This window comes from Aeromonas sp. MTB (assembly GCF_056632455.1).
The window spans coordinates 1,296,699-1,316,953 of sequence record NZ_CP147026.1 but is presented as its reverse complement, the minus strand read 5'-3'; the positions used below and the strand labels follow the sequence as shown (position 1 = coordinate 1,316,953).

Below are 20,255 nucleotides of genomic sequence, written 5' to 3'. Positions count from 1 at the left end.
CAGACGCATAAACTGACAATAAGACAATGAATTGCCTGCTGTAACAGGAATGGTTCTCAACGATGCGCCGAGCCGATGAGGTAGACAAGACAACCTGAAATCGTTTTCTCTTTTGAACAATAAGCTGTCTAAAATCAAATAAAGTTGTAAATAATCTTTGTTATGGTGAGCGTATAGCAAGCGGCCTCCCTGTCGCTTCCCCTGCTGGCTCCGCCAGATGCAGCATTTTCTGCGCCTTGAAAGCGAGTTTATGACGCCATGATCACCATCACCCTCGATGGGGCTCAGTTGACGGTTGACCCGACCAGAACCCTGCTCCAGATAGCCAAACAGCACCAGACTGATATCCCCTCCCTGTGCGGTGACAACACCAGCGGCCCCAAGACACCCTGCAATCTCTGCGTGGTCGAGATTGCCGGTCTTGGCATCCGCCGCGCCTGCGAGACGCGCCCCGAGGCAGGGATGGTGATCACCAGCCAAAGCGATACCCTGCGCGCCCACCGCCAGCAGGCGCTCGGCCGCATCCTCGCAGATCACTACGCCGATTGCGAAGCCCCCTGCCAGCGCGCCTGTCCGGCCGGGGTGGACATTCAATCCTATCTGCACCATATCGCCATGGGGGATCACGAAGCGGCGATGGCCGTCATCAAGCAGACCCTGCCGATGCCCCTCTCCATCGGCCGGGTCTGCCCCGCCTTTTGTGAGGCACAGTGCCGCCGCGCGCTGGTGGATGAACCGCTCGCCATTCGTCAGCTCAAACGTCACGCCGCCGATCTCGATCTGGCCGAGATTGCCCCCTATCAACCGGCAAAGAAGCCCGCCAAGGGCAAGCGGGTGGCCATTATTGGCAGCGGCCCGGGTGGCCTCACCTGCGGTTACTATCTGGGTTACGAGGGGTTCGAGGTCGATCTGTTCGAGGCGATGCCCGAAGCGGGTGGCTGGCTGCGCTACGGCATCCCCGAATACCGGCTGCCCAAGGCGATCCTCGATCAGGAGATCGACCTGATGTGCCAGAGTGGCATGCGGATCCACACCCAGCAGCGACTGGGCCACCAGATCACCCTCTCGGCACTGTGCCGCGACTATGATGCGGTCTGTCTGGCGGTTGGCGCTTCCAAGGCGGTGCCGATGGATTACCCGGGCAGCACCCTGGCCGGTTGTTATCTCGGGGTCGATTACCTCAAGGATCGGATGCTGGCCAAGCGGCTCACCACCGGCAAGAGGGTTGCGGTGATCGGGGGTGGTAATACCGCGATCGACTGCGCCCGCACGGCGGTCAGGCTGGGCGCTGAAACCACCCTTATCTATCGCCGCACCCGCGCCGAGATGCCCGCCGAAGCCTACGAAATCGACGAAGCGGAGCAGGAAGGGGTGCGCTTTTTGATGCTCACCAATCCGGTAGAGAATCTGGCCGATGAGGCTGGTCGCGTCTGTCAGGTGCGCCTCGAGAAGATGGCTCTCGGCGAGCCGGACGCCTCCGGTCGCCGCCGCCCGGAGCCCACCGGCGAGTTCTTCCTTGAAGAGTTTGATACCGTGATTGCGGCAGTGTCGCAGCAGCCGGATCTCAGCTTTATGGAAGGGGAGCCCCTCACCCTCCCCTTCACCCGCTGGCAGACTTTAGAGTCCCACCCCGAGACCATGCACAGCGGCCACGGCAACCTGTTCGCCATAGGCGATCTGCGCCGCGGGCCCGCCACCGCCATCGAAGCGGTCGCCGATGGTCGCAAGGCCGCGCTGGCCATCGACCAGTTCCTTCACGGTGACATGATCGATCCGGTGCGGCCCTTCAACGCCTGCAAGGCACCCACACTCAAGCAGGTCGATCCCGCCCAGTTTGCTCACCTGAAAAAAATCGCCCGCACCATCATGCCCCATCTGGCAGATAAGGAGCGCGAAGGGAGCTTTGCCGAGGTAGAGCGTGGCTTAAGTGACAGCGATGCCCGCAACGAAGCCAGCCGCTGCCTAGAGTGTGGCTGTCAGGCCAACACCAATTGTGCACTGCGCGACTACGCCACCGAATACAAGGTCGAGCAGAGTGCTCTCGACACCAGCCAGTGCCAGAAGTTTGCAGTGGATAAAAGCAGCGAATTTATCGTGTTCGATGCCAACCGCTGCATCGGCTGCGGCCAGTGCGTACAGACCTGTGGTGAGCAGGCGGTACAGGGTGTGCTGTGCTTTGCCAAGAACAGCGATGGCACTCTCTCGAACCGGCCACAGTTCGACACGGGACTCTCGATGGGCGACTCCCACTGCGTGCAGTGCGGCGCCTGCGTACAGGTCTGCCCCACCGGCGCCCTGGTGGATGCCCGCGACAAGTCACAGGGGCGCACCGAACTGCTCACGCCGGTCAATACCATCTGCACCTACTGCGGGGTCGGCTGCGGCGTCACCCTCTATGTCGATGAGGCGCGCAACCGCATCCGCTATGTGGAGGGGAACCGCAACTCACCGGTCAACCAGGGGCTGCTCTGCGTCAAGGGACGCTTCGGTTTTGACTTTATCCAGAGCGAGGAGCGCCTCACCACGCCGCTTGTCCGCAAAGATGGCAAGCTGGTGCCCGCCAGCTGGCAGGAGGCCATCGCCCTGGTGGCCGAGCGCTTCACCGCACTGCGCAAACGCTATGGCAGCGATGCGCTGGCGGGTTTTTCGTCGGCCAAAACCACCAACGAAGAGAACTACCTGTTCCAGAAGTTCATGCGCCGGGAGCTGGGCACCAACAATGTGGATCACTGCGCGCGGCTCTGCCACGCCTCCACCGTCACCGGGCTGGAAGCGTCACTTGGCAGCGGCGCCATGACCAACGACATCCCGAGCATCGATCACTCGGATCTTATCTTCATCATCGGCTCCGACACCTCGGCGGCTCACCCCATCATCGGCTCCCATATCAAGCGGGCCGTCACCATGGGCAAGGCGCGGCTGGTAGTGGCCGATCCGAAACGGATCGAGATGGCGGACCATGCCAGCCTCTATCTGGCCCACCGCCCCGGCACCGACGTGATGCTGCTCAACGGCCTGATGCAGCAGATCATCCTGAACAACTGGCACGACAAGGCCTATATCACCGCACGAGTGGAAGGGTTCGAGGCGCTGCAAGCGGAGGTGCTCTCCCCCGCTTATGCACCGGACAAGGTCGCCCTCGTCACCGGCGTACCGGCCGAGCGGGTGATCGAGCTCGCGCGCCTTATCGGCACCGCCGAACGCACCGCCGTCTACTACTCGATGGGGATCACCCAGCACACGACCGGCCACGACAATGTGCGCGCCATCGCCAACCTGCAACTGCTGTGCGGCAACATCGGCATCGAAGGAGGCGGCATCAACCCGCTGCGGGGCCAATCCAACGTGCAGGGTGCCTGTGATATGGGGGCGCTGCCCAACTGTCTGCCCGGCTATCAGAAGGTGGCCAACCCCGAGGTTCATGCCCGCTTCGCGGCCGCCTGGCAGCAGCCAGATTTGCCGCGCACGCCCGGCCTTACCCTCACCGAGACCATAGATGCCGCCTGTGCGGGCAGCATCAAGGGGCTCTATGTGATGGGGGAAAACCCGGTGCTGAGCGATCCGGATCAGCACCACGTCATCGAGGGGCTCAAGCAGCTGGAGTTTCTGGTGGTGCAGGATATCTTCCTCTCGGAAACCGCACAGCTCGCCGATGTGGTGCTCCCCTCCTGCTCCTTTGCCGAGAAGAGCGGCCACTTCACCAACACCGAGCGGCGAGTTCAGCGCATCTCCCCCGCCCTCAAGGCACCGGGCGACGCGCGGGAGGACTGGTGGATCATCCAGCAGATCGCCAACGCCATGGGGGGCGACTGGCACTATCAAAACCCGCAGGAAATCACCGCCGAGATCTGCCAAGTCACCCCGCAATACGCCGGCATCCAGTGGGACAAGGTGGGAGCACAAGGGCTGCAGTGGCCCTGCAACGACGCGGTGCCCGAAGGCACTCGCCTGCTCCACGGCAAGCAGTTCACCCGTGGCAAGGGGGAGATGGTCGCCACCCCGTTCCGCTATGCCGCCGAACTGCCCGATGAGACCTATCCCATCGTGCTCACCACCGGCCGCCTGCTGGAGCAGTTCCACACCGGCACCATGACCCGCAAGACCAAGGGGCTCGACAAGCTGGCTGGCCCGCGGGTGATGATGAGCGTGGCGGACGCCGAGCGGATGGGGATCAGCAACAGTGAGCGGGTGAAGGTCACCAGCCGCCGCGGCAATATCGAACTGCCCGCCTTCGTCACCAAGCGGATGCAACCGGGTGTAGTCTTTATCCCGTTCCACTTCGCCGAAGCCCCGGCCAACCGGCTCACCATCAATGCCACCGACCCCCACGCCAAGATCCCCGAGTTCAAGGTGGCAGCGGTGCGCATCGACAAGCTGACCAGCCAACACACCTCGACACCACAGCCAGAGATGGAGATAGCCTGACCGGAGATCAGGTAACAGGCAGGATAATCCGCAATAAAAAGAGTCACCCGACGGGTGGCTCATTGTGTTCACCAATACCACAAGCCAGATCATTATCAGCCCCCGGACGCCACTGTCAGGGTCATACCGATACTCATGCGGTCACCTCTGGCGAGTAGCCGCAAACCGGGGTGACCGGCCAGGTGGTGGGCATTGGCGGCGTGACTCTGGGGCTCCAGACAGACGAAGCCACTCCCCTCATCGGGCTGGTAGAGCATCAGGAAGTCGCACTCGCTTGAAACCAGCAGCCGTTGCTGGCGGGCAGGATGGTCAAGCTCGGCCTGACCACGCCAGCCGCCGTAACAGTGGTTGAGCCACCCTTGCGGGCGCTGCCACTGGCGAAAATCGAGATGGGGCGCCAGCCTGCTCGACCAGTCGTTCGGCAGATGATCTGCTCCCTCTTGCCAGACGCCGCTCGCCAGAAAACGGATGCGGGTCTGCTCGTCGCGCCAGAAGAAGGGGTGAAAACCCGCGCCGTAGAGACAGGGGCTCTCCCCGAGATGGGTCAGGCTGATCCGCGCCACCAGGCTCGCCCCCTGCAGCCGATAGTCGATCTCCGCCAGATAGTGAAAGGGACCATTCTGGCTGTTGAGCTGCAAAGTCACCGAGCTGTCGGTCAACGCCACCGGTTGCCATCGCTGTAGCCAGCCATCCCCATGCAAAAAGAAATCGGGATCGAGCTCGCTCGCGGGCAATGCACACGCCTCTCCCCACAGCTCGAACAGGTTGCCTGCGACCCGGTTGGCCAGCGGCAACATGGGAAACAGCGCGCTCTGGCCGGGATGCCAGGGCTGCGCCGGGTCAGTGTCGCGCAACAGCGGGCGCCCCTGCTCATCCTCCAGCCCCAGCAGACAGGCCCCTTGTGTTGAAACCCGCATCCGAAGATGCGGGTTGCCCAATGTGTAAACCGTCATGCCGAGGCGCTCGCCTTGGTCGGCGTCAGTTCGACCTTGCCCTGGGCCAGTTGGGCTTCCAGTGCCTCCAGCGTCACCCCTTTGGTCTCAGGCACCTTGCGATAGATAAAGATGAGACCGGCAAAACAGATAAGGCCATAGAGCAGGAAGCTGCCCGCAGCCCCCAACCCGGCATTGAGCAGCGGGAAGGTGTAGGTCAGCACGAAGCAGGCGATCCAGAGCGCCAGCGTACCGGCCGACATCGCCAGCCCACGCACCCGATTCGGGAAGATCTCCGAGAGCAGCACCCAGGTGACCGGCGCCAGCGTCAAGGCATAGATGGCGATGGCCGCCAATACCAGCAGCAAAACCGGCAGCCCCAGTACGCCTGTGGCGTAGGCCGCCGCCATCATGCCGTAGATAATGGTCAGTCCCGCCGAGCCAATCAGCATCAGCTTGCGGCGGCCAATTTTGTCCACCATGGGCAGCGCGATCAGGGTAAACAGCAAGTTGATAAGACCGGTGGCGACGATGGATTTGAGGGTGCTGTTGATGTCAAACCCGGCGGAGGCAAAGATTTCCTGCGCATAGTTGAAGATGACGTTAATGCCGCACCACTGCTGGAACACCGCCAGCACAATCCCGATGATGAGGATCGGCCGCACCGAGGGTTTACCCAGCTCCGCCAGCGACACCTTGTGGGTCTCGCCCACCAAGGTCTGACGGATATCGGCCAGGGTCTGCTTGGCATAGGCATCCCCGCCAATCTTGCCGAGCATGCGGGAGGCTTTCTCATACTGACCATCTTTGGCCAACCAGCGCGGCGACTCCGGCACGAAGAACATCAACACCAGAAACGCCAACGCAGGTACCAGCTCGGCACCGAACATCCAGCGCCAGCCGGACTGTCCATTCCAGGTCGCCAGAATATCGGCCTGAGTGGCGTTGCTCGCCACCGGATCGGCGATCATCAGATTCACCAGCTGAGCCGCCAGCACCCCGATGACTATGGTGAGCTGGTTGATGGCCACGAACTTGCCCCGCTTGTTGGCCGGGCTGATCTCGGCGATGTACATGGGCGAGAGCGCAGAGGCCAGACCGATGCCGATCCCGCCGATGATGCGATAAACCACAAACAGATCGAAGTTGCTGGCCGCAGCCGTGCCCCACGCCGAGATGGTGAAGAGGATGGCGGCCAGGATCAGCGGCTTCTTGCGACCAAAGCGGTCGGCTGACCAGCCGGAGATGGCGGCCCCCAGCACGCAGCCCACCAGCGCCGAGCTCATGGCCCAGCCGGACTGGGCCGGATCCGTGATGGCAAAATAGGCCTCATAGAAGGGCTTGGCCCCGCCAATCACGACCCAGTCATAACCAAACAGCAGGCCACCGCAGGCGGCCACCAAACAGATCATCCAGATGTAGCTCATATTGAGCCCATTCGTATCCAATTGATTTTTCGTGCGTTCCATGACTCATCCTTTCTATCTTGTCGATTGTAGGGTGCAGTGGCGCCCCTCACCGTGGCGGGGCGCCGGTTTTTGTTATGAGAGTTATGAGTGGAGTGACAGCTCGCGGCAGATCAGGGCAAAGAGGTGTCCCTTGTCGTGAGCCGGGTTAAGGGTGAGCAGCTCTCGCAAGGTCTGTTCACCACCATCCCGCTGACCCAGCCCCAACAGACCGAGTGCTCTGACCAGCAGACAGTGCTGGCGATGTTTGTGCTGCGGGTCGTCATCCAGCACGATGAGATCCGGCAGTGAGACGGCGAAGAAGTCCGCCTCGATCGACTCGCCCATCGCCTGCTCGGCCCAGCCGACCATCCCTTCAAAGAGACGCTGCGCCTCCGCAACCCGACCAAGACGTGCCAGCGCCATACCCTGATAGAAGAGATAATCCACCGGCTGATCGTTGTAGTAGCGGCTGGCCCCCAGCGACCCCTGACCCAGACAGGCAAGTTGCAGGCACTGGGCCGCCAGACTCTGGTTATCACAGGCCAGATGGCAGAGCGCCAACAGGTAATGGATATCGTTGTCGGTCTGCCCAACCAGACGTCCCTCCCCCAGATTGAGGGGGTAGTGCAACGCCTGTTGCAGCAACGGAATAGCCTGCTCGTGGCGTCCCTGAATCATCAACGCCAACGCCCGGCGTTGCTGATTGATGAGGTACTGACCGGTCACCTTACCCTCGCCCCCCTCCCAGGGGTGGAATTCGCGCAGCCGCAAGATCTCTGCCGCCGCCTCCAGCTGGCCGGTGATGTGATAGAGACTGAGCAGTTCGGCGGTCAGGTCGTCGCGCTTGAGGACCACCTCACGATGCGCCTCCAGCAGCGCCAGCCGCTCGTTTGGCGCCATGGCGCAGCGCTTGTGCAGCTGATCCAGTTCAAACAGCAAACGGGCATCATCCGACTTGAGGGCAAAGGCCCGGCTCAAACACTGCTCGGCCGCCACCGGATCGCCGCTCTTGTTGAAGTGATAGATGCCAAGGTTGCGCCATGCCGGGGCAAACCCGGGCGCCTGCTCGCACACCTGCTGCCACAGGGCAATGGCTTGCGGGTAGCTGCGCTTGCTGTAGTGGAAGCAGCCCAGCAGGTAGCTGGCAAACCAGCTGTGTGGCAGTTGCGCCAGCATGGCCACCTCGCCAAGGGTATTGGGGAAGCGCACCTTGCGGCCAAAGGCCTGCTCGGCTCGCGCCAGCAGGGCATCCTGCGCCTCACCTTCCAGCAACAATGCAGCCTGGAACAGCAGCGGCAGGGTCTCCTCCACCGGCAGTGTTGAGAGCAGTTGCTGCGCCAGCTCGGGGCGTCCCAGCGCCAGCAGATCACTTGCCAGGAAGCAGAGATTCACCCCGCGCCCGTTGCACAGGGTGCGCAGCGCCTCGAGATCGGTCGGCTGCTCGCTTGCAAGCCAGCGCAAGAAGGCCAGCTGATAGTGAAGTGGATAACGAACGCGCTGCTCGTCGATATAGGCGATGGCCGCCTCCTGCTCACCAGACTCCAGCAGCGCCAACCCCTTGAGGGCGATAGCGCCGTAGTGGGTACCGTTGACGGCGAGGCTGCGCTCGACAAATTGCAGCGCTTGCGAGGCATCCCGGCGCACCATGGCGATACGGGCCAGCCCGAAGAAGCCACTGTCGCGGCAGTTACCGCTCCAGGTCGCCTTGTAGAAGTCATCGAAGGCGGCATCGAACTGCCCCAAACGTTCCTCGATATGGCCACGCAGCAAGCTCGCCTTGCCACACTGGGGGTTCTTGTTGAGGCGATGGGCACGGACCAGCGCCTGATTGACGTAGGTCAGCGCCTGCTCATAGTTGGCGCGGTTGTACTCCAGCGTTGCCAGCGCCAGGTTGCAGCGATAGTCGCCGCCATCGAGCTCCAGTGCCCGCAGGTAGTAATCAAAGGGCGAACGGCTGGCGTGCAGATACTGCTCAAGATGCTGGCCGATGAAGTAGAGCTCGTCGACCGAGTCGAGATTGACGGCGGGCTCCGGCGCGGTGGCAGGATCAGGCAGGGCTTCGCCCGCGGGCTGATGCTCGAGATAGCTCAGGATCGGCTGGCCCTGCTCATCCAGCAGACGTACCTGCAAGCGTCCCTCGCTGGTGATGGCCTGCGGCTCAAGCCAGGCCTGACCCGGCTGCAGATCCAGAGGCTGCGTAAACAGTACTCCGCCCTCGTCGCTTACCTCGAAACTGGCCCCGCGAATTGGCGCCACCGCATAGACCCCGCAGACGAGGCCGTCATCGCTGCGCTCCAGCTTGATGGCGGCGCGGGTGTTGGCGTTTTGCAGGGTACCGAGGGTGTTGTAGGGCAGGAAGTTCTGCACAAACACCTTCTCCTCCCCCGCATCCAGCCAGGTAAAGTCAGGCTGGTTGTCGGTATAGACCCCGGTCATCAGCTCGATGTAGGGGCCGTTGTCATCGGTCAGGTTGCGATCCCAGGCCAGACCGAAGTCACAGTTGCCCCAGCTCCACTGCTTCTTGCCCGGCGAAACGTGGTGATCCGCCACGTGCAACAGGCCGCCCTGCTCGTCATGGCAGTAGGCACCGACGAAGTCGTAGTCAGACTTGTCCGCCATGTAGGAGGTGGGCACCGGAATATTGCGGTAACGGGAGATATCGACCCCGGCGGAGTAGTCCACCTTGTAGTAGGTGCCGCGGGCGATGGGGAAGGCGCTGACGTCGCGCTTGCCGTGATCGTAGACGGCGGTCACATCGGGCGGGAAGACGCTCTGGTGGGCATCGCCCCCTTTCACCGCCGGGTTGGACCACCAGAGGAAGTGGCGCGGCGTGTCGTTGCCGTTGAACACCTTGCCAGTGATCTCGATGAGCGCCTTGTCGGGATAGAGGGTGAAGCCCGCCATCACCTGCAGACCACGCATCGGCTCCACCTCGCCGAGCCAGACGGTCTTGGCGCCGCCCTCCCGCTCCGTAATGGTGAAGTCCACCGGCATGAAAGTGGTGGGTCTGTGGTGCTGCGGCCAGTTGAACTCGATGCCGCCGGAAATCCAGGGCCCCACCAGCCCCACCAACGCCGGTTTGATCACCTCGTTGTAATAGACGAAGTCGCGATTCATCACCTTGTCGTAAGCTCGGTGGATACGGCCACCCAACTCCGGCAGCAGCATCACCTTGATAAAGTCGTTCTCCAGCCAGACCGCCTGATAGGACTTCATCTGCTTCTGGCCGGTGAGGGTGTCGATCACCCCATAGGGATAGACAGCCCCCGAGGAGCCCTGATAGACCCGCTTCTCGAGAAACATGGGGTTGGGATCTTCGGCGCCTACCTCGTAGGTCGGCAGTGAGATGGTCTCTACCCAGACCTTGACATCAGCTCTCATTAATCTCGCCTCACTCAACATTTGTTAGTAAAGTTTTCAGTGAGACCAGATTAGAATGGTTAAACCTGCATTAATTGCTGAAAGATCACGCAATACAGTAAGCGGAGTTTAGTGAAGCGATGAGCATAGGGTTGAACAACCAGAAGGTCCGCCACCACAACAAGCAGGTGCTGCTTGCCCTGCTCTATCAGTTAAAAGAGGCGAGCAAGTCCACCCTGGCGCGCCACTGCGAGCTCTCCATTCCGGCGGTCAGCAAGATCCTTGACGAGTTGGTGGCCGATGGCGCCATCAGCCACAGCGATCAGAACCTCTCCCTGCGCGGCATCAATGGCGGCAGCTACCGCATTGCCAGCGGCCAGGGGGCCATTCTTTGCCTCAATATCAGCCCCACCCATCTGGAGAGCATCCTGGTGGATAACCTGATCACCCCGCTGGATGAGTTCAGCGACCAGAAGATTGCCCCACAAACCCCTGATGAGCTGCTGCACCTGATTGAAGCGCACTACTACCAGCACAAGCGCCGCCACAAGGGACTGGCGATCCGGCTGGCCTTGGCGGTACACGGTCAGGTCAACCCGGCGACCGGGGTATCACAAACCATGCCGCAAGCACCCTGGCACGCACCGGTCGAGCTAAAGTACCTGCTGGAGGAGCGGCTGGGTTGCGAGGTGATGGTGGATAACGACTGCATCATGCTGGCGCTGGCCCAGAAGTGGCAGGACCGGGAAGGGAACGGGGATTTTTGCGTCATCAACGTCGATTACGGTATCGGCTCGGCCTTTATCATCAACGACCAGATCTACCGGGGCGCCCTGTTTGGCAGCGGCCAGATAGGGCACACCATCATCAATCCGGACGGCAGCGCCTGTGCATGCGGCCGCTATGGCTGCCTGGAGACAGTCGCCTCGCTGTTTGCCATCAAGAAACGGGCCCGGGTCTTTCTCAAACAACAAGCCAGTGCCGACAACCCGGCGCAGACTGGTGTAGAGCTGGATACCGCCCAACTGCTCACGCTCTACCATCAGGGGGATGCCATGATCCGCGCCCTGGTGGACGAAGGGGCCCGCGCCATTGGCCTGAGCCTCTACAACTTCCTCAATATCCTCAATATCAACCGCATCTGGCTCTATGGCCGCAGCTGCCACTTTGGTGAAACCTGGCTGCAAACGATCGTCAGTCAGACCGGCGCCAACCCGTTCGACTGCAGCGATGCGGTCAACGCCACCCATATCCGTTTCGGCCAGCTCAGCCGCACCCAGCAGGTGATGGGGATTGGCTATCTCTATGTGGAGCGAGCCTTGGCAAAAGCCATGTAAAAAGGGCAGGTTTCACAAATGAAACCTGCCCTCACGATCTGGTGCCGATAAGGGGAATCGAACTCCTGACCTTCGCATTACGAATGCGCTGCTCTACCAACTGAGCTATACCGGCTTGTTACTCTCCACATTCATAAAAAATGATCGGCAAGTCAATTGAGCCAGCTCGATTTTATGAGTTGGCTCATGGTGTTAGAGCACGATTTATAGATCGACAAACTCGGGGATATGGGCCCGGCCGCGGCTTTCGAGGAAATCGAGCAGAGCACGGGGGGAGCGCACCAGGATCCGCTCTTGCGGGAAGCCCGCTTCGGTCACCAGACGGTGGCAGTGGTCAAAATCGCCAAGAGTAAATGCCACGTGGGAATCGGAGCCGAAGGTGAGATAGGCCCCCAGATCTCGCGCAGCTTCGACTATGGCACGGCAGTTGCCTTCGCTCCCCGGGCGGGAATGAATGAAGGAGGAGTTGTTGACCTCCAGCGCCACCCGATAGTCGGCCGCCGCCTTGACCACCGCCTGAATGTCGATGGGAAATGCGGGGTTGCCCGGGTGGCTGATCATGTCGACCCGACCACTCTTGATGGCGTTGATCATCGCCTGGGTATGGGTTGCCTGATCGCAGGGAGGGAATACCTGCTCATGAAAACCCGCCATGATCATGTCGAGGCGCGACTCATAGCGCTCGGGAAAATCGATCTCCCCCTCCAGGTTTTTGATGTTTGCCTCGATACCCCGCAGGATCCCTACCCCATCCACCACTCTTGGCAATATCGGCAAGTTGGCAAAGTGCCAGACATGAGGGGCATCGGCCATCTCGGGCCCGTGATCCGTGGTAGCGAACAGCTTGATCCCCTTGGCCCTGGCTATCGGCAGATAGTCGTGGATGGTGCTGTAGGCATGGGTGCTGGCAATGGTGTGAGTGTGGGTATCGACCGGGTACTTCATCTTCTCTCCCCTCATATTTTGAAAGGGCAGCATAGCAAAGAGCGGTAGCTTGGGCCACGCCAGTGCTTGCCACACTTTGTCACAAAATACCGCGAAGCTGACATAGTCTGAGGGGCTCTGGCTGGCATACTGCCCCCGTCGATACATGCCTGAACTCGCATCGACAGTTTGCCGTCAGGATGACGCGAACTCACTTTCCCCACCGTCGCGCCCTGCGGCGGTTTTTTTTGCCTGCAAACCGCAAACCGGTAACAGACGCGCAAAAAAAGGCCCAACTAGCATGGTGCAGGTTGGGCGAGACTTAATGTTTAATTGCAGTGGCATAGATATAGAGTCCTGCTTTTTGACTAAGTTCCGCCCACTTTGCTTTTTTCATCGAAAAACATTCTGCTAACACTCATTCACATTCTCTTGACACTTCGCGTTATGAAACGTACTTTTTAAACATTCGTTTAAGTGAGGTGTCCAGTGAGTAAAATCGATACCAAAAACCGTATTCTCGACGCCGCTGAAGTGCTGTTTGCCGAGCGGGGATTCGCCGATACCTCTTTGCGTCTGATCACCAGTGAAGCCGACGTTAATCTGGCGTCGGTGAACTATCACTTCGGCTCCAAGAAGGAGCTGATCCAGGCGGTACTCGACCGCTATCTGAGCCTGTTTATGCCCGATCTCGATGCGCGCCTGCGGGTACTGATGGAGCAGGAGCAGCTGACCCTGCTGCAACTGTTTGAAAGCTTTGTCGAGCCGCTGATGAAGCTCTCGGCGGTGCGGGCCAACGGCCCGGCCATCTTCATGCAGTTGCTGGGACGCGGCTATATCGACAGCCAGGGCCACCTGCGCCGCTTCATCACCGCCCACTACGGCCCCATTTTACAGCGGATCACCCAGGCCATCTCCAAAGCCAATCCTGCCCTGTCGCCGGCAGATCTCTTCTGGCGCCTGCACTTCACTCTGGGCACCGTCGTATTCACCATGGCCTCTGCCGATGCGCTGCGCGACATCGCCCTGGCCGATTTTGGCCAGCAACTCGATGTGGAAGGGCTGGTGCGCAACGTTATTCCTTATCTGGCGTCCGGAGTCGGGGCGCCCGTGGAGTCGACCAGGCTCTCCCTGGCCGTGTAACAACCAACAATAAATCAACGGAAACAGTGAAATAGAAGGAACTTCGGTATGATCACATTGCTTGTCCTGCTGGTGCTGGCGATAGCCGTTGTGCTCGGCGTACCCTCCATCCGTAAAAAGGTGGTAACCCGTCCGGTGTTCGGCATCTTCAAAAAGATACTGCCGCCCTTGTCAGCTACCGAGCGGGAGGCCATGGAAGCCGGCTCCGTCTGGTGGGATGGCGAGTTGTTTCGCGGCAACCCCGACTGGAAAAAACTGCACGGCTACGGCAAGGCTGAGCTGACCGCAGAGGAGCAGGCCTTTATCGACAATCAGGTCGAAACCCTGCTCGCCATGGTTGACGACTTCAAGATCGTCAATGAAACCAAAGACCTGCCAGAGCCGGTGTGGGACTATCTGAAGAAGGAAGGCTTCTTCTCCCTGATCATCCCGAAATCCTACGGTGGCCGCGAATTCTCTGCGATTGCCAACTCCACCATCGTCACCCGTATCGCGACCAAGAGCCTGAGCGTGGCGGTCACCGTCATGGTGCCGAACTCTCTCGGCCCGGGTGAGCTGCTAATGCACTACGGCACCCAGGCCCAGAAAGATTTCTGGCTGCCGGGGCTGGCCAATGGCAAGGAAGTGCCCTGCTTCGCCCTGACCGGGCCGGAAGCGGGCTCCGATGCGGGCGCCATTCCTGACAAGGGGATCGTCTGCATGGGGATGCACAAGGGTGAAGAGGTGCTGGGTATTCGCCTCAACTGGAACAAGCGTTACATCACCCTGGCGCCCCGCGCCACCGTGCTGGGGCTGGCGTTCAAACTCTATGACCCGGAAAAACTGCTGGGTGACAAGGAAGAGCTCGGCATCACCTGCGCCCTCATCCCCACCAGCCACCCGGGCGTGCGTGTCGGCGATCGCCACTACCCCATGGGTCTGGCGTTCCTGAACGGCCCGACCTTCGGCAAGGATGTGTTCATTCCGCTCGACTGGATCATCGGCGGCCCGGATTACGCCGGCCGTGGCTGGCGCATGCTGGTCGAATGCCTCTCCGCCGGTCGCGGCATCTCGCTGCCTGCCCTTGGCACCGCTTGCGGTCACATGGCGAGCCGCACCGTGGGCGCCTACTCCTACGTGCGCAAGCAGTTCGGCATGTCCATCGGCAAGTTTGAAGGAGTGCAAGAGGCGCTGGCCCGCATCGGTGGCCTCACCTATCAGCTGGAAGGGGCCCGTCGCATGACCGCAGGTTCGCTGGATTTGGGTCAAGCACCGGCCATCGTCACCGCGATATCCAAATACCACATGACCGAGATGGCGCGACAGATCATGGATGACTCCATGGACATCCACGCCGGTCGAGCCATCCAGCTGGGCCCGAAAAACTACACCGGCTACGCCTACATGGGCATTCCGGTCGCCATCACGGTGGAAGGGGCCAACATCCTGACCCGCAACCTGATGATCTTCGGGCAGGGGGCTACCCGCTGCCACCCGTACGTCTTTGCCGAGCTGGAAGCGGCGGCCGATACCGACGTGGAACGCGGTCTCGAGAAGTTTGACGCCCTGCTGATGAAGCACATCGCCTTCGGCGCCGGCAACTTCTTCGGTTCCCTGTTCCAGGGGCTGACTCTGGGTCAGTTCAACAGCGCGCCGGTAGCCGGTGAAACCGCCCGCTACTACAAGCAGCTCTCCCGAATGAGTAAAGGGCTGGCCCTGTGCGCCGACGTCTCCATGCTGATGCTGGGTGGCGATCTCAAGCGCAAGGAGATGATCTCCGCCCGTCTGGGTGACGTGCTGAGCCATCTCTATCTGGCCTCCGCCACCCTCAAGCATTACGAGGATCAGGGCCGCATGGTCTCCGATCTGCCGTTCGTGCAGTACGCGGTGGAGCGCAACCTCTACCTGATTGGCAAGGCGTTCGAGGGCTTCTTCCAGAACTTCCCGAACAAGGTGGTGGGTGCCGTGCTCAAGCGCGTGGTGTTCCCGTTCGGCGTCGGTTACAAGATGCCGGCCGACGATCGCTGCCACGCCATCTGTCTGGCCATGATGAAGCCGGGCGAGTTCCGCGACCGTCTGACCGCTCTCTGCTATGTCGGCAAGGACGATGCGGATCCGGTCGGCCTGATGGAGCGCGCCTTCCAGGCCATGGTCGCTGTGCAGCCCTACGAGAAGAAGCTGGTGCAGGCCCAGAAAGAGGGCAAACTGCCCCGCAAACTGGCTCTGCCGGAGCTGGTTGCCGCCGCGCTGACCGGTTCCATCCTGAGCAAGGACGAAGCGGACAAGCTGCTGGCCGCCGATGCCCTGCGCTACGAAGCGATCCAGGTAGACAACTTCGCCCCGGGCGAGCTGGAAGGCTTCTCCCAGCAAGCAAACAAGCAGCCAAACAAGGTCGAGCACGCAGCCTGATCCCTTGGCAAACCAGTACCAAACCGGCCCTCGTGGCCGGTTTTTTTGTTTGTTAACCATGCATTTACAAGCCGGGAGAATTCCAGTTAAATGCTTGAGTCCCTGTTGCAGGGGCTTTGGAAGCAAGGCCAGCGGAATGGCCGATAACAACAACTCAGGAAGAGTGAATGAACCTCGCCAAAACGGCGATCGAACGCCCCATCTGGGTGGCGGTCTCGATCGTGCTGATTTTCCTGCTGGGCCTGCTCAGCATCCGGGGACTGCCGATCCAGCTGTTCCCCGACATCGACCGTCCACACCTCAACATCTCGGTGAGCTGGCGTTCAGCCTCGCCCCAAGAGATGGAGTCGGAGATCACCGACCCCATCGAGCAGGAGATGCAGGGGGTTCAGGGGCTCAAGAGCCTTGTCAGCAACAGCTATCCCGGCTTTACCGAAATCGACATGGAGTTTGCCCTCGGCACCGACATGCAACGGGCCCAGCTCGATGTGATTTCGCGATTGAACCGGGTCTCGGGATTGCCGGACAAGATTGGCGGCCCCTACGTCAACAACTACAGCAGCAACGATACCCTCACCTTCTTCTTCATCCAGCAGCTGCCCGGCGCCAAAGGGGTGATCGATGACCATCAGGCGCTGATCGAGGCGCGGGTCAAACCCGAGCTGGAACGCATCGAAGGGGTCTCGACGGTCGCAGTCGAGGGGATCAACGAGCGCCAGATCCAGATCCGCTTCGACCCCTATCGCGCCGCCGAGCTGGGGGTGGAGATCCCGGTGCTGGCCAGCCGGGCCACCACCGGCTGGGACGTGTCGGCCGGTACCCTCGACATCGGGCGCTGGGAGTACAAGCTGCGCTTCGCCGGTCGCTATGATGTCGAGACGCTGGGGGACAAGGTGGTGGACTGGCGCGATGGCCTGCCCATCTATCTGCGGGATGTAGCAGAAGTAAGGGTGGCCCGGGAAGAGAACCCGGTGCTGCGGATCCAGAACGGCAATACCGCCATCGCCGCCCAGATCTTCAAGGAGAGCGGCGCCAATGCCCTGGCCTCCCTTGAGGCGATCAAGGCTCGGGTGAACGAGCTCAACCGCGAGGTGCTGGAGCCGGTCGGGCTGCACATGGAGCAGTCGTTCGATGCCTCCCTCTACATCAATCGTGCCGTCAGCATGGTCACCGCCAACCTGGGGCTCGGGGTGCTGCTCTCCTGTGCCATCCTCTGGCTCTTCCTGCGTCAGCTCAAGGCGACCCTGATGATTGCCCTCGCCATCCCCATCAGCATCATGCTCACCTTCTGCCTGCTCAAGGTGATGGATCGCACCCTCAATATCATCTCGCTGGCGGGCATCGCCTTTGCCGTCGGCATGGTGCTCGACGCCGCCATCGTGGTGCTGGAGAGCATCTACCGGCGCCACGAGCGGGGGGATTTGAGCAAGGCGGAGGCAGCGCTTGAAGGCACCCGTCAGGTGTGGACGGCGCTGGTCGCCTCCACCCTCACCACGGTCGCCATCTTCCTGCCGGTGCTGCTGCTCAACGATGTGGAGGGTCAGCTGTTTGCCGATCTGGCGCTCACCATCGCCTGCGCCGTGACGGTCTCCATGCTGGTCGCCGTCATCGTGCTGCCTGCGGTGGCGGCGCGCTGGATGGGACATGAAACGCTGACCGATCCCTATGAGTCGCTGTGGCAGCGCACTACCCATCACGTGATCCGCTGGACCTCGACCTCACGCCAGCGCTGGACGGTCATCACCCTGATGATGAGCCTGCCGGCACTGGCCACCTGGGCGCTGCTGCCCAAGATGGACTATCTGCCGGACGTGAAACGGGACGCGGTAGATGTCTGGATGAACTTCACCCCCGGGGTCAATCTCAAGGCCCAGCGCGAAGAGGTGATCGATACCCTGATCGCCCGCCTCGCCCCCTACATGAAGGGGGAGAAAGAGCCTGCCCTCAAGAACTACTACATCTTGCGCTACCCGGGGGGCGCCCAGATTGGCGTGCGACCCAAGGACGAGACCCGCATCAAGGAGCTGGAGAGCCTGTTGATGAAACAGCTGCTGGTGGGTATTCCCGACACCCGGGTGTTCGGCGGTCAGGGGTCGCTGTTTGGCGGCTTTGACAGCGAAAACGGCGTCTCCCTGCTGCTGCAGGGAGGCAACCTGCCCGAGCTCTATCAGGCGGCCCGTGCCAGCATGGGGATCCTCAGCAAGGACTTGCCGGGAGCACAGATCCGGCCCGAGCCGAGTCTCGACTTCACCGCCCCCGAGCTCAAACTGGTGCCGCAAGATCGGCGTCTGGCCGAAGTGGGTTGGGATCGCACGCCCCTGCCCACCATCATCCAGACCTTTGGCGACGGCTTGCGGGTTGGCGAGTATTTCGACGGCGAAGATCGGCTCGACATCATGCTGATGGGACAGAGCTCCGCCAATCCGGACGAACTGAAGGCTGTGCCGCTGGCCACCCCCTCCGGACGCATCGTTCCCCTTGGCGAGCTGCTACGGGTAGAGCACGACATGGGCCCGGCCAGTATCTTCCGGGCCGATGGGCGGCGCAGTATCAGCCTGCAGATAGCCCCCCCGGCGGGCATGACAATGGAGCAGGTGATCGACACCCTGAAAAACCGCAGTTTTGCCGCCATCCGCCCCCTGCTGCCCGCTGGTGGCGAGCTGCGCATTGCCGGCAATGCCGACAGCCTGCAACAGGCGCTCGACAATCTGGGGACCATCTTCCTGTTCGCCGTGGTGATCCTGCTGGTGCTGCTGTGGGGGGTGTTTGCCTCCCTCAAGGATGCCATGCTGGTGCTGCTCACCCTGCCCCTTGCCTCGGTTGGCGGCGTGCTGGCGCTGCAACTGAGCGGGCTGCTGGTGCCGCTGCCGATGGACCTGCTCACCATCATCGGCTTTGTCATCCTGCTGGGACTGGTGGTCAACAACGCCATCCTGCTGGTGCATCAGACCCGCACCGCCGAGCGGGACGGCATGAGCCGCCAGCTGGCGGTGGCCGATGCCCTGCAAAGCCGGATGCGTCCCATCGCCATGACCAGTCTCACCAGCATCTTCGGCATGCTGCCGCTGATGCTGAGCCCAAGCGAGGGGAGCGAAATTTACCGCGGGCTCGCCACCGTCATTGTTGGCGGCATGAGCTGCAGCACTCTGTTTACCCTGATCCTGTTGCCTGCCTTCCTGCGTCTCGGGGAGCAGGTGGCGATCCCACAACCCCTGCGCCAGCGGGCCTGAGCAAGGAGCTCATCGATGACACATATGATTACCCGAATGTTGGCTGGCGCTGTGCTGATAGCAGGCAGTGCGCTACCGGTATTGGCCGATCAGGGCAAGATGGTGACCCTGGCGGATGTGACCCAAGGGGATGCGGCCGCCAATATCTGGGTCAGCGGCACGGTGGCGAGTCGCCAGCAAGCGGCGCTCAGCGCCGAAGTGAGCGGCCGGGTGGAGTGGATCGCCGAATTTGGCAGCCGGGTCAAAAAAGGAGATGAGCTGCTGCGCCTCGACAGTACGGCGCTGCGCCTCTCGCTGGAGCAGGCTCGCGCCGAGCAGGCGAAATGGCAGAGCAACCTGCGCTTCGCTCGCGCCGAATCCCAGCGGATCACCCGGCTGCACCAGCAAAAGAGCGCCTCCCAAAGCCAGTACGACAAGGCCAGTTATGATGTGGAGCAGGCCGCGCTGGCCGAGCGGCTGGCCGCCATACAGGTGAACCAGATTGAAGAACAGCTGCGCCGCAGCCACATCTATGCCCCGTTCGATGGGGTGGTGAACAACCACTTCATCCAGCCCGGCGAGCATGTGGACGCGGGCGAGCAGGCGCTGGAGCTGGTCAACCCGGATCAGCCGGATATCCGCCTGCAGGCCCCCATCTTCTGGGCCCAACAGCTGGCGCCGCAAACCCGGCTGCGGGTGGAGGGGGAGCAGCTGAGCGGTCACGGCGTCTATTACCAGCGAGCCGCCAGCGCCGATCCCAAGTCGCGCCTCATCGAGCTGCGCCTCAAACCGGAAGCGGGCACCTTCATCATCGGCTCGCCGGTGCGGGTTGCCCTGCCACTGGGGGATCAACAGAGCATGCTGCTGCCCCGGGACGCCCTGGTGCTCGGCACCGATGGCAGCGTGGTCTATCAGGTGGCGAGAAGCGGCAAGGCGCTCAAGGTGAATCGGGTGCCGGTCACCGTGCTGTTTGGCGACAGCCAGCAGGTGGCGGTGAGCGGCGCCCTCAAGCAGGGGGACCGGGTGGTGGTACGCGGTGCCGGCAGCCTGCAGGATGGCGACACCATAGCGCTGTTCAAGGGGTAGCCA

The 20,255-nt window shown here is 61.6% G+C and carries 10 protein-coding genes and 1 tRNA gene; 6 read left to right on the top strand and 5 right to left on the bottom strand.

Annotation, left to right across the window (positions count from 1 at the left end; all coding sequences use genetic code 11):
- The first annotated feature begins 258 nt into the window (after window positions 1–258).
- The gene (fdhF, locus tag WBR25_RS06180) at window positions 259–4,425 is read left to right on the top strand and encodes a formate dehydrogenase subunit alpha (protein WP_479749569.1); all 4,167 of its coding nucleotides are present in this window, start codon (window positions 259–261) and stop codon (window positions 4,423–4,425) included.
- Window positions 4,426–4,520: 95 nt separating this feature from the next.
- On the opposite strand, the gene WBR25_RS06175 is transcribed toward fdhF, so the two are convergent.
- The 3 genes from WBR25_RS06175 to WBR25_RS06165 form a co-directional block, all read right to left on the bottom strand.
- A complete protein-coding gene (locus tag WBR25_RS06175) occupies window positions 4,521–5,378 on the bottom strand; it encodes an aldose 1-epimerase (protein ID WP_479749568.1) in 858 nt (285 codons plus the stop codon).
- The gene (locus WBR25_RS06170) at window positions 5,375–6,826 is read right to left on the bottom strand and encodes a sugar porter family MFS transporter (protein ID WP_033136275.1); all 1,452 of its coding nucleotides are present in this window, start codon (window positions 6,824–6,826) and stop codon (window positions 5,375–5,377) included. Before WBR25_RS06170 ends, WBR25_RS06175 begins: the two co-directional genes overlap by 4 nt.
- A gap of 81 nt (window positions 6,827–6,907) precedes the next feature.
- Window positions 6,908–10,186 carry a DUF5107 domain-containing protein gene (locus tag WBR25_RS06165; protein WP_479749567.1) on the bottom strand — a complete coding sequence of 1,093 codons (3,279 nt, stop codon included), beginning with the start codon at window positions 10,184–10,186 and terminating at the stop codon, window positions 6,908–6,910.
- Window positions 10,187–10,305: 119 nt separating this feature from the next.
- On the opposite strand from WBR25_RS06165, the gene WBR25_RS06160 reads away from it, so the two are divergent.
- Window positions 10,306–11,502, top strand: coding sequence for an ROK family transcriptional regulator (locus WBR25_RS06160; protein WP_235695653.1), 1,197 nt, complete (start codon window positions 10,306–10,308; stop codon window positions 11,500–11,502).
- A gap of 39 nt (window positions 11,503–11,541) precedes the next feature.
- Here WBR25_RS06160 and WBR25_RS06155 read toward each other — a convergent pair.
- Both WBR25_RS06155 and WBR25_RS06150 read right to left on the bottom strand, forming a co-directional pair.
- Window positions 11,542–11,617 (bottom strand) — tRNA-Thr (locus WBR25_RS06155).
- Between the two features lie 89 nt (window positions 11,618–11,706).
- Window positions 11,707–12,447 carry a phosphatase gene (locus WBR25_RS06150; protein ID WP_201998000.1) on the bottom strand — a complete coding sequence of 247 codons (741 nt, stop codon included), beginning with the start codon at window positions 12,445–12,447 and terminating at the stop codon, window positions 11,707–11,709.
- Between the two features lie 468 nt (window positions 12,448–12,915).
- Here WBR25_RS06150 and psrA point away from each other — a divergent pair, with 468 nt between their 5' ends.
- From psrA to WBR25_RS06130, 4 genes are all read left to right on the top strand, one after another.
- A complete protein-coding gene (gene psrA / locus WBR25_RS06145) occupies window positions 12,916–13,569 on the top strand; it encodes a TetR family transcriptional repressor PsrA (protein ID WP_005334507.1) in 654 nt (217 codons plus the stop codon).
- Window positions 13,570–13,617: 48 nt separating this feature from the next.
- On the top strand, window positions 13,618–15,957 hold the full coding sequence (locus WBR25_RS06140; RefSeq protein ID WP_479749566.1) for an acyl-CoA dehydrogenase: 2,340 nt from the start codon (window positions 13,618–13,620) through the stop codon (window positions 15,955–15,957).
- Window positions 15,958–16,124: 167 nt separating this feature from the next.
- On the top strand, window positions 16,125–19,187 hold the full coding sequence (locus WBR25_RS06135) for an efflux RND transporter permease subunit (RefSeq protein WP_479749565.1): 3,063 nt from the start codon (window positions 16,125–16,127) through the stop codon (window positions 19,185–19,187).
- Window positions 19,188–19,202: 15 nt separating this feature from the next.
- Window positions 19,203–20,252: an efflux RND transporter periplasmic adaptor subunit gene (locus tag WBR25_RS06130; RefSeq protein WP_206901444.1), complete on the top strand. Its 1,050-nt coding sequence runs from the start codon at window positions 19,203–19,205 to the stop codon at window positions 20,250–20,252.
- The last annotated feature ends 3 nt before the right edge of the window (window positions 20,253–20,255 follow it).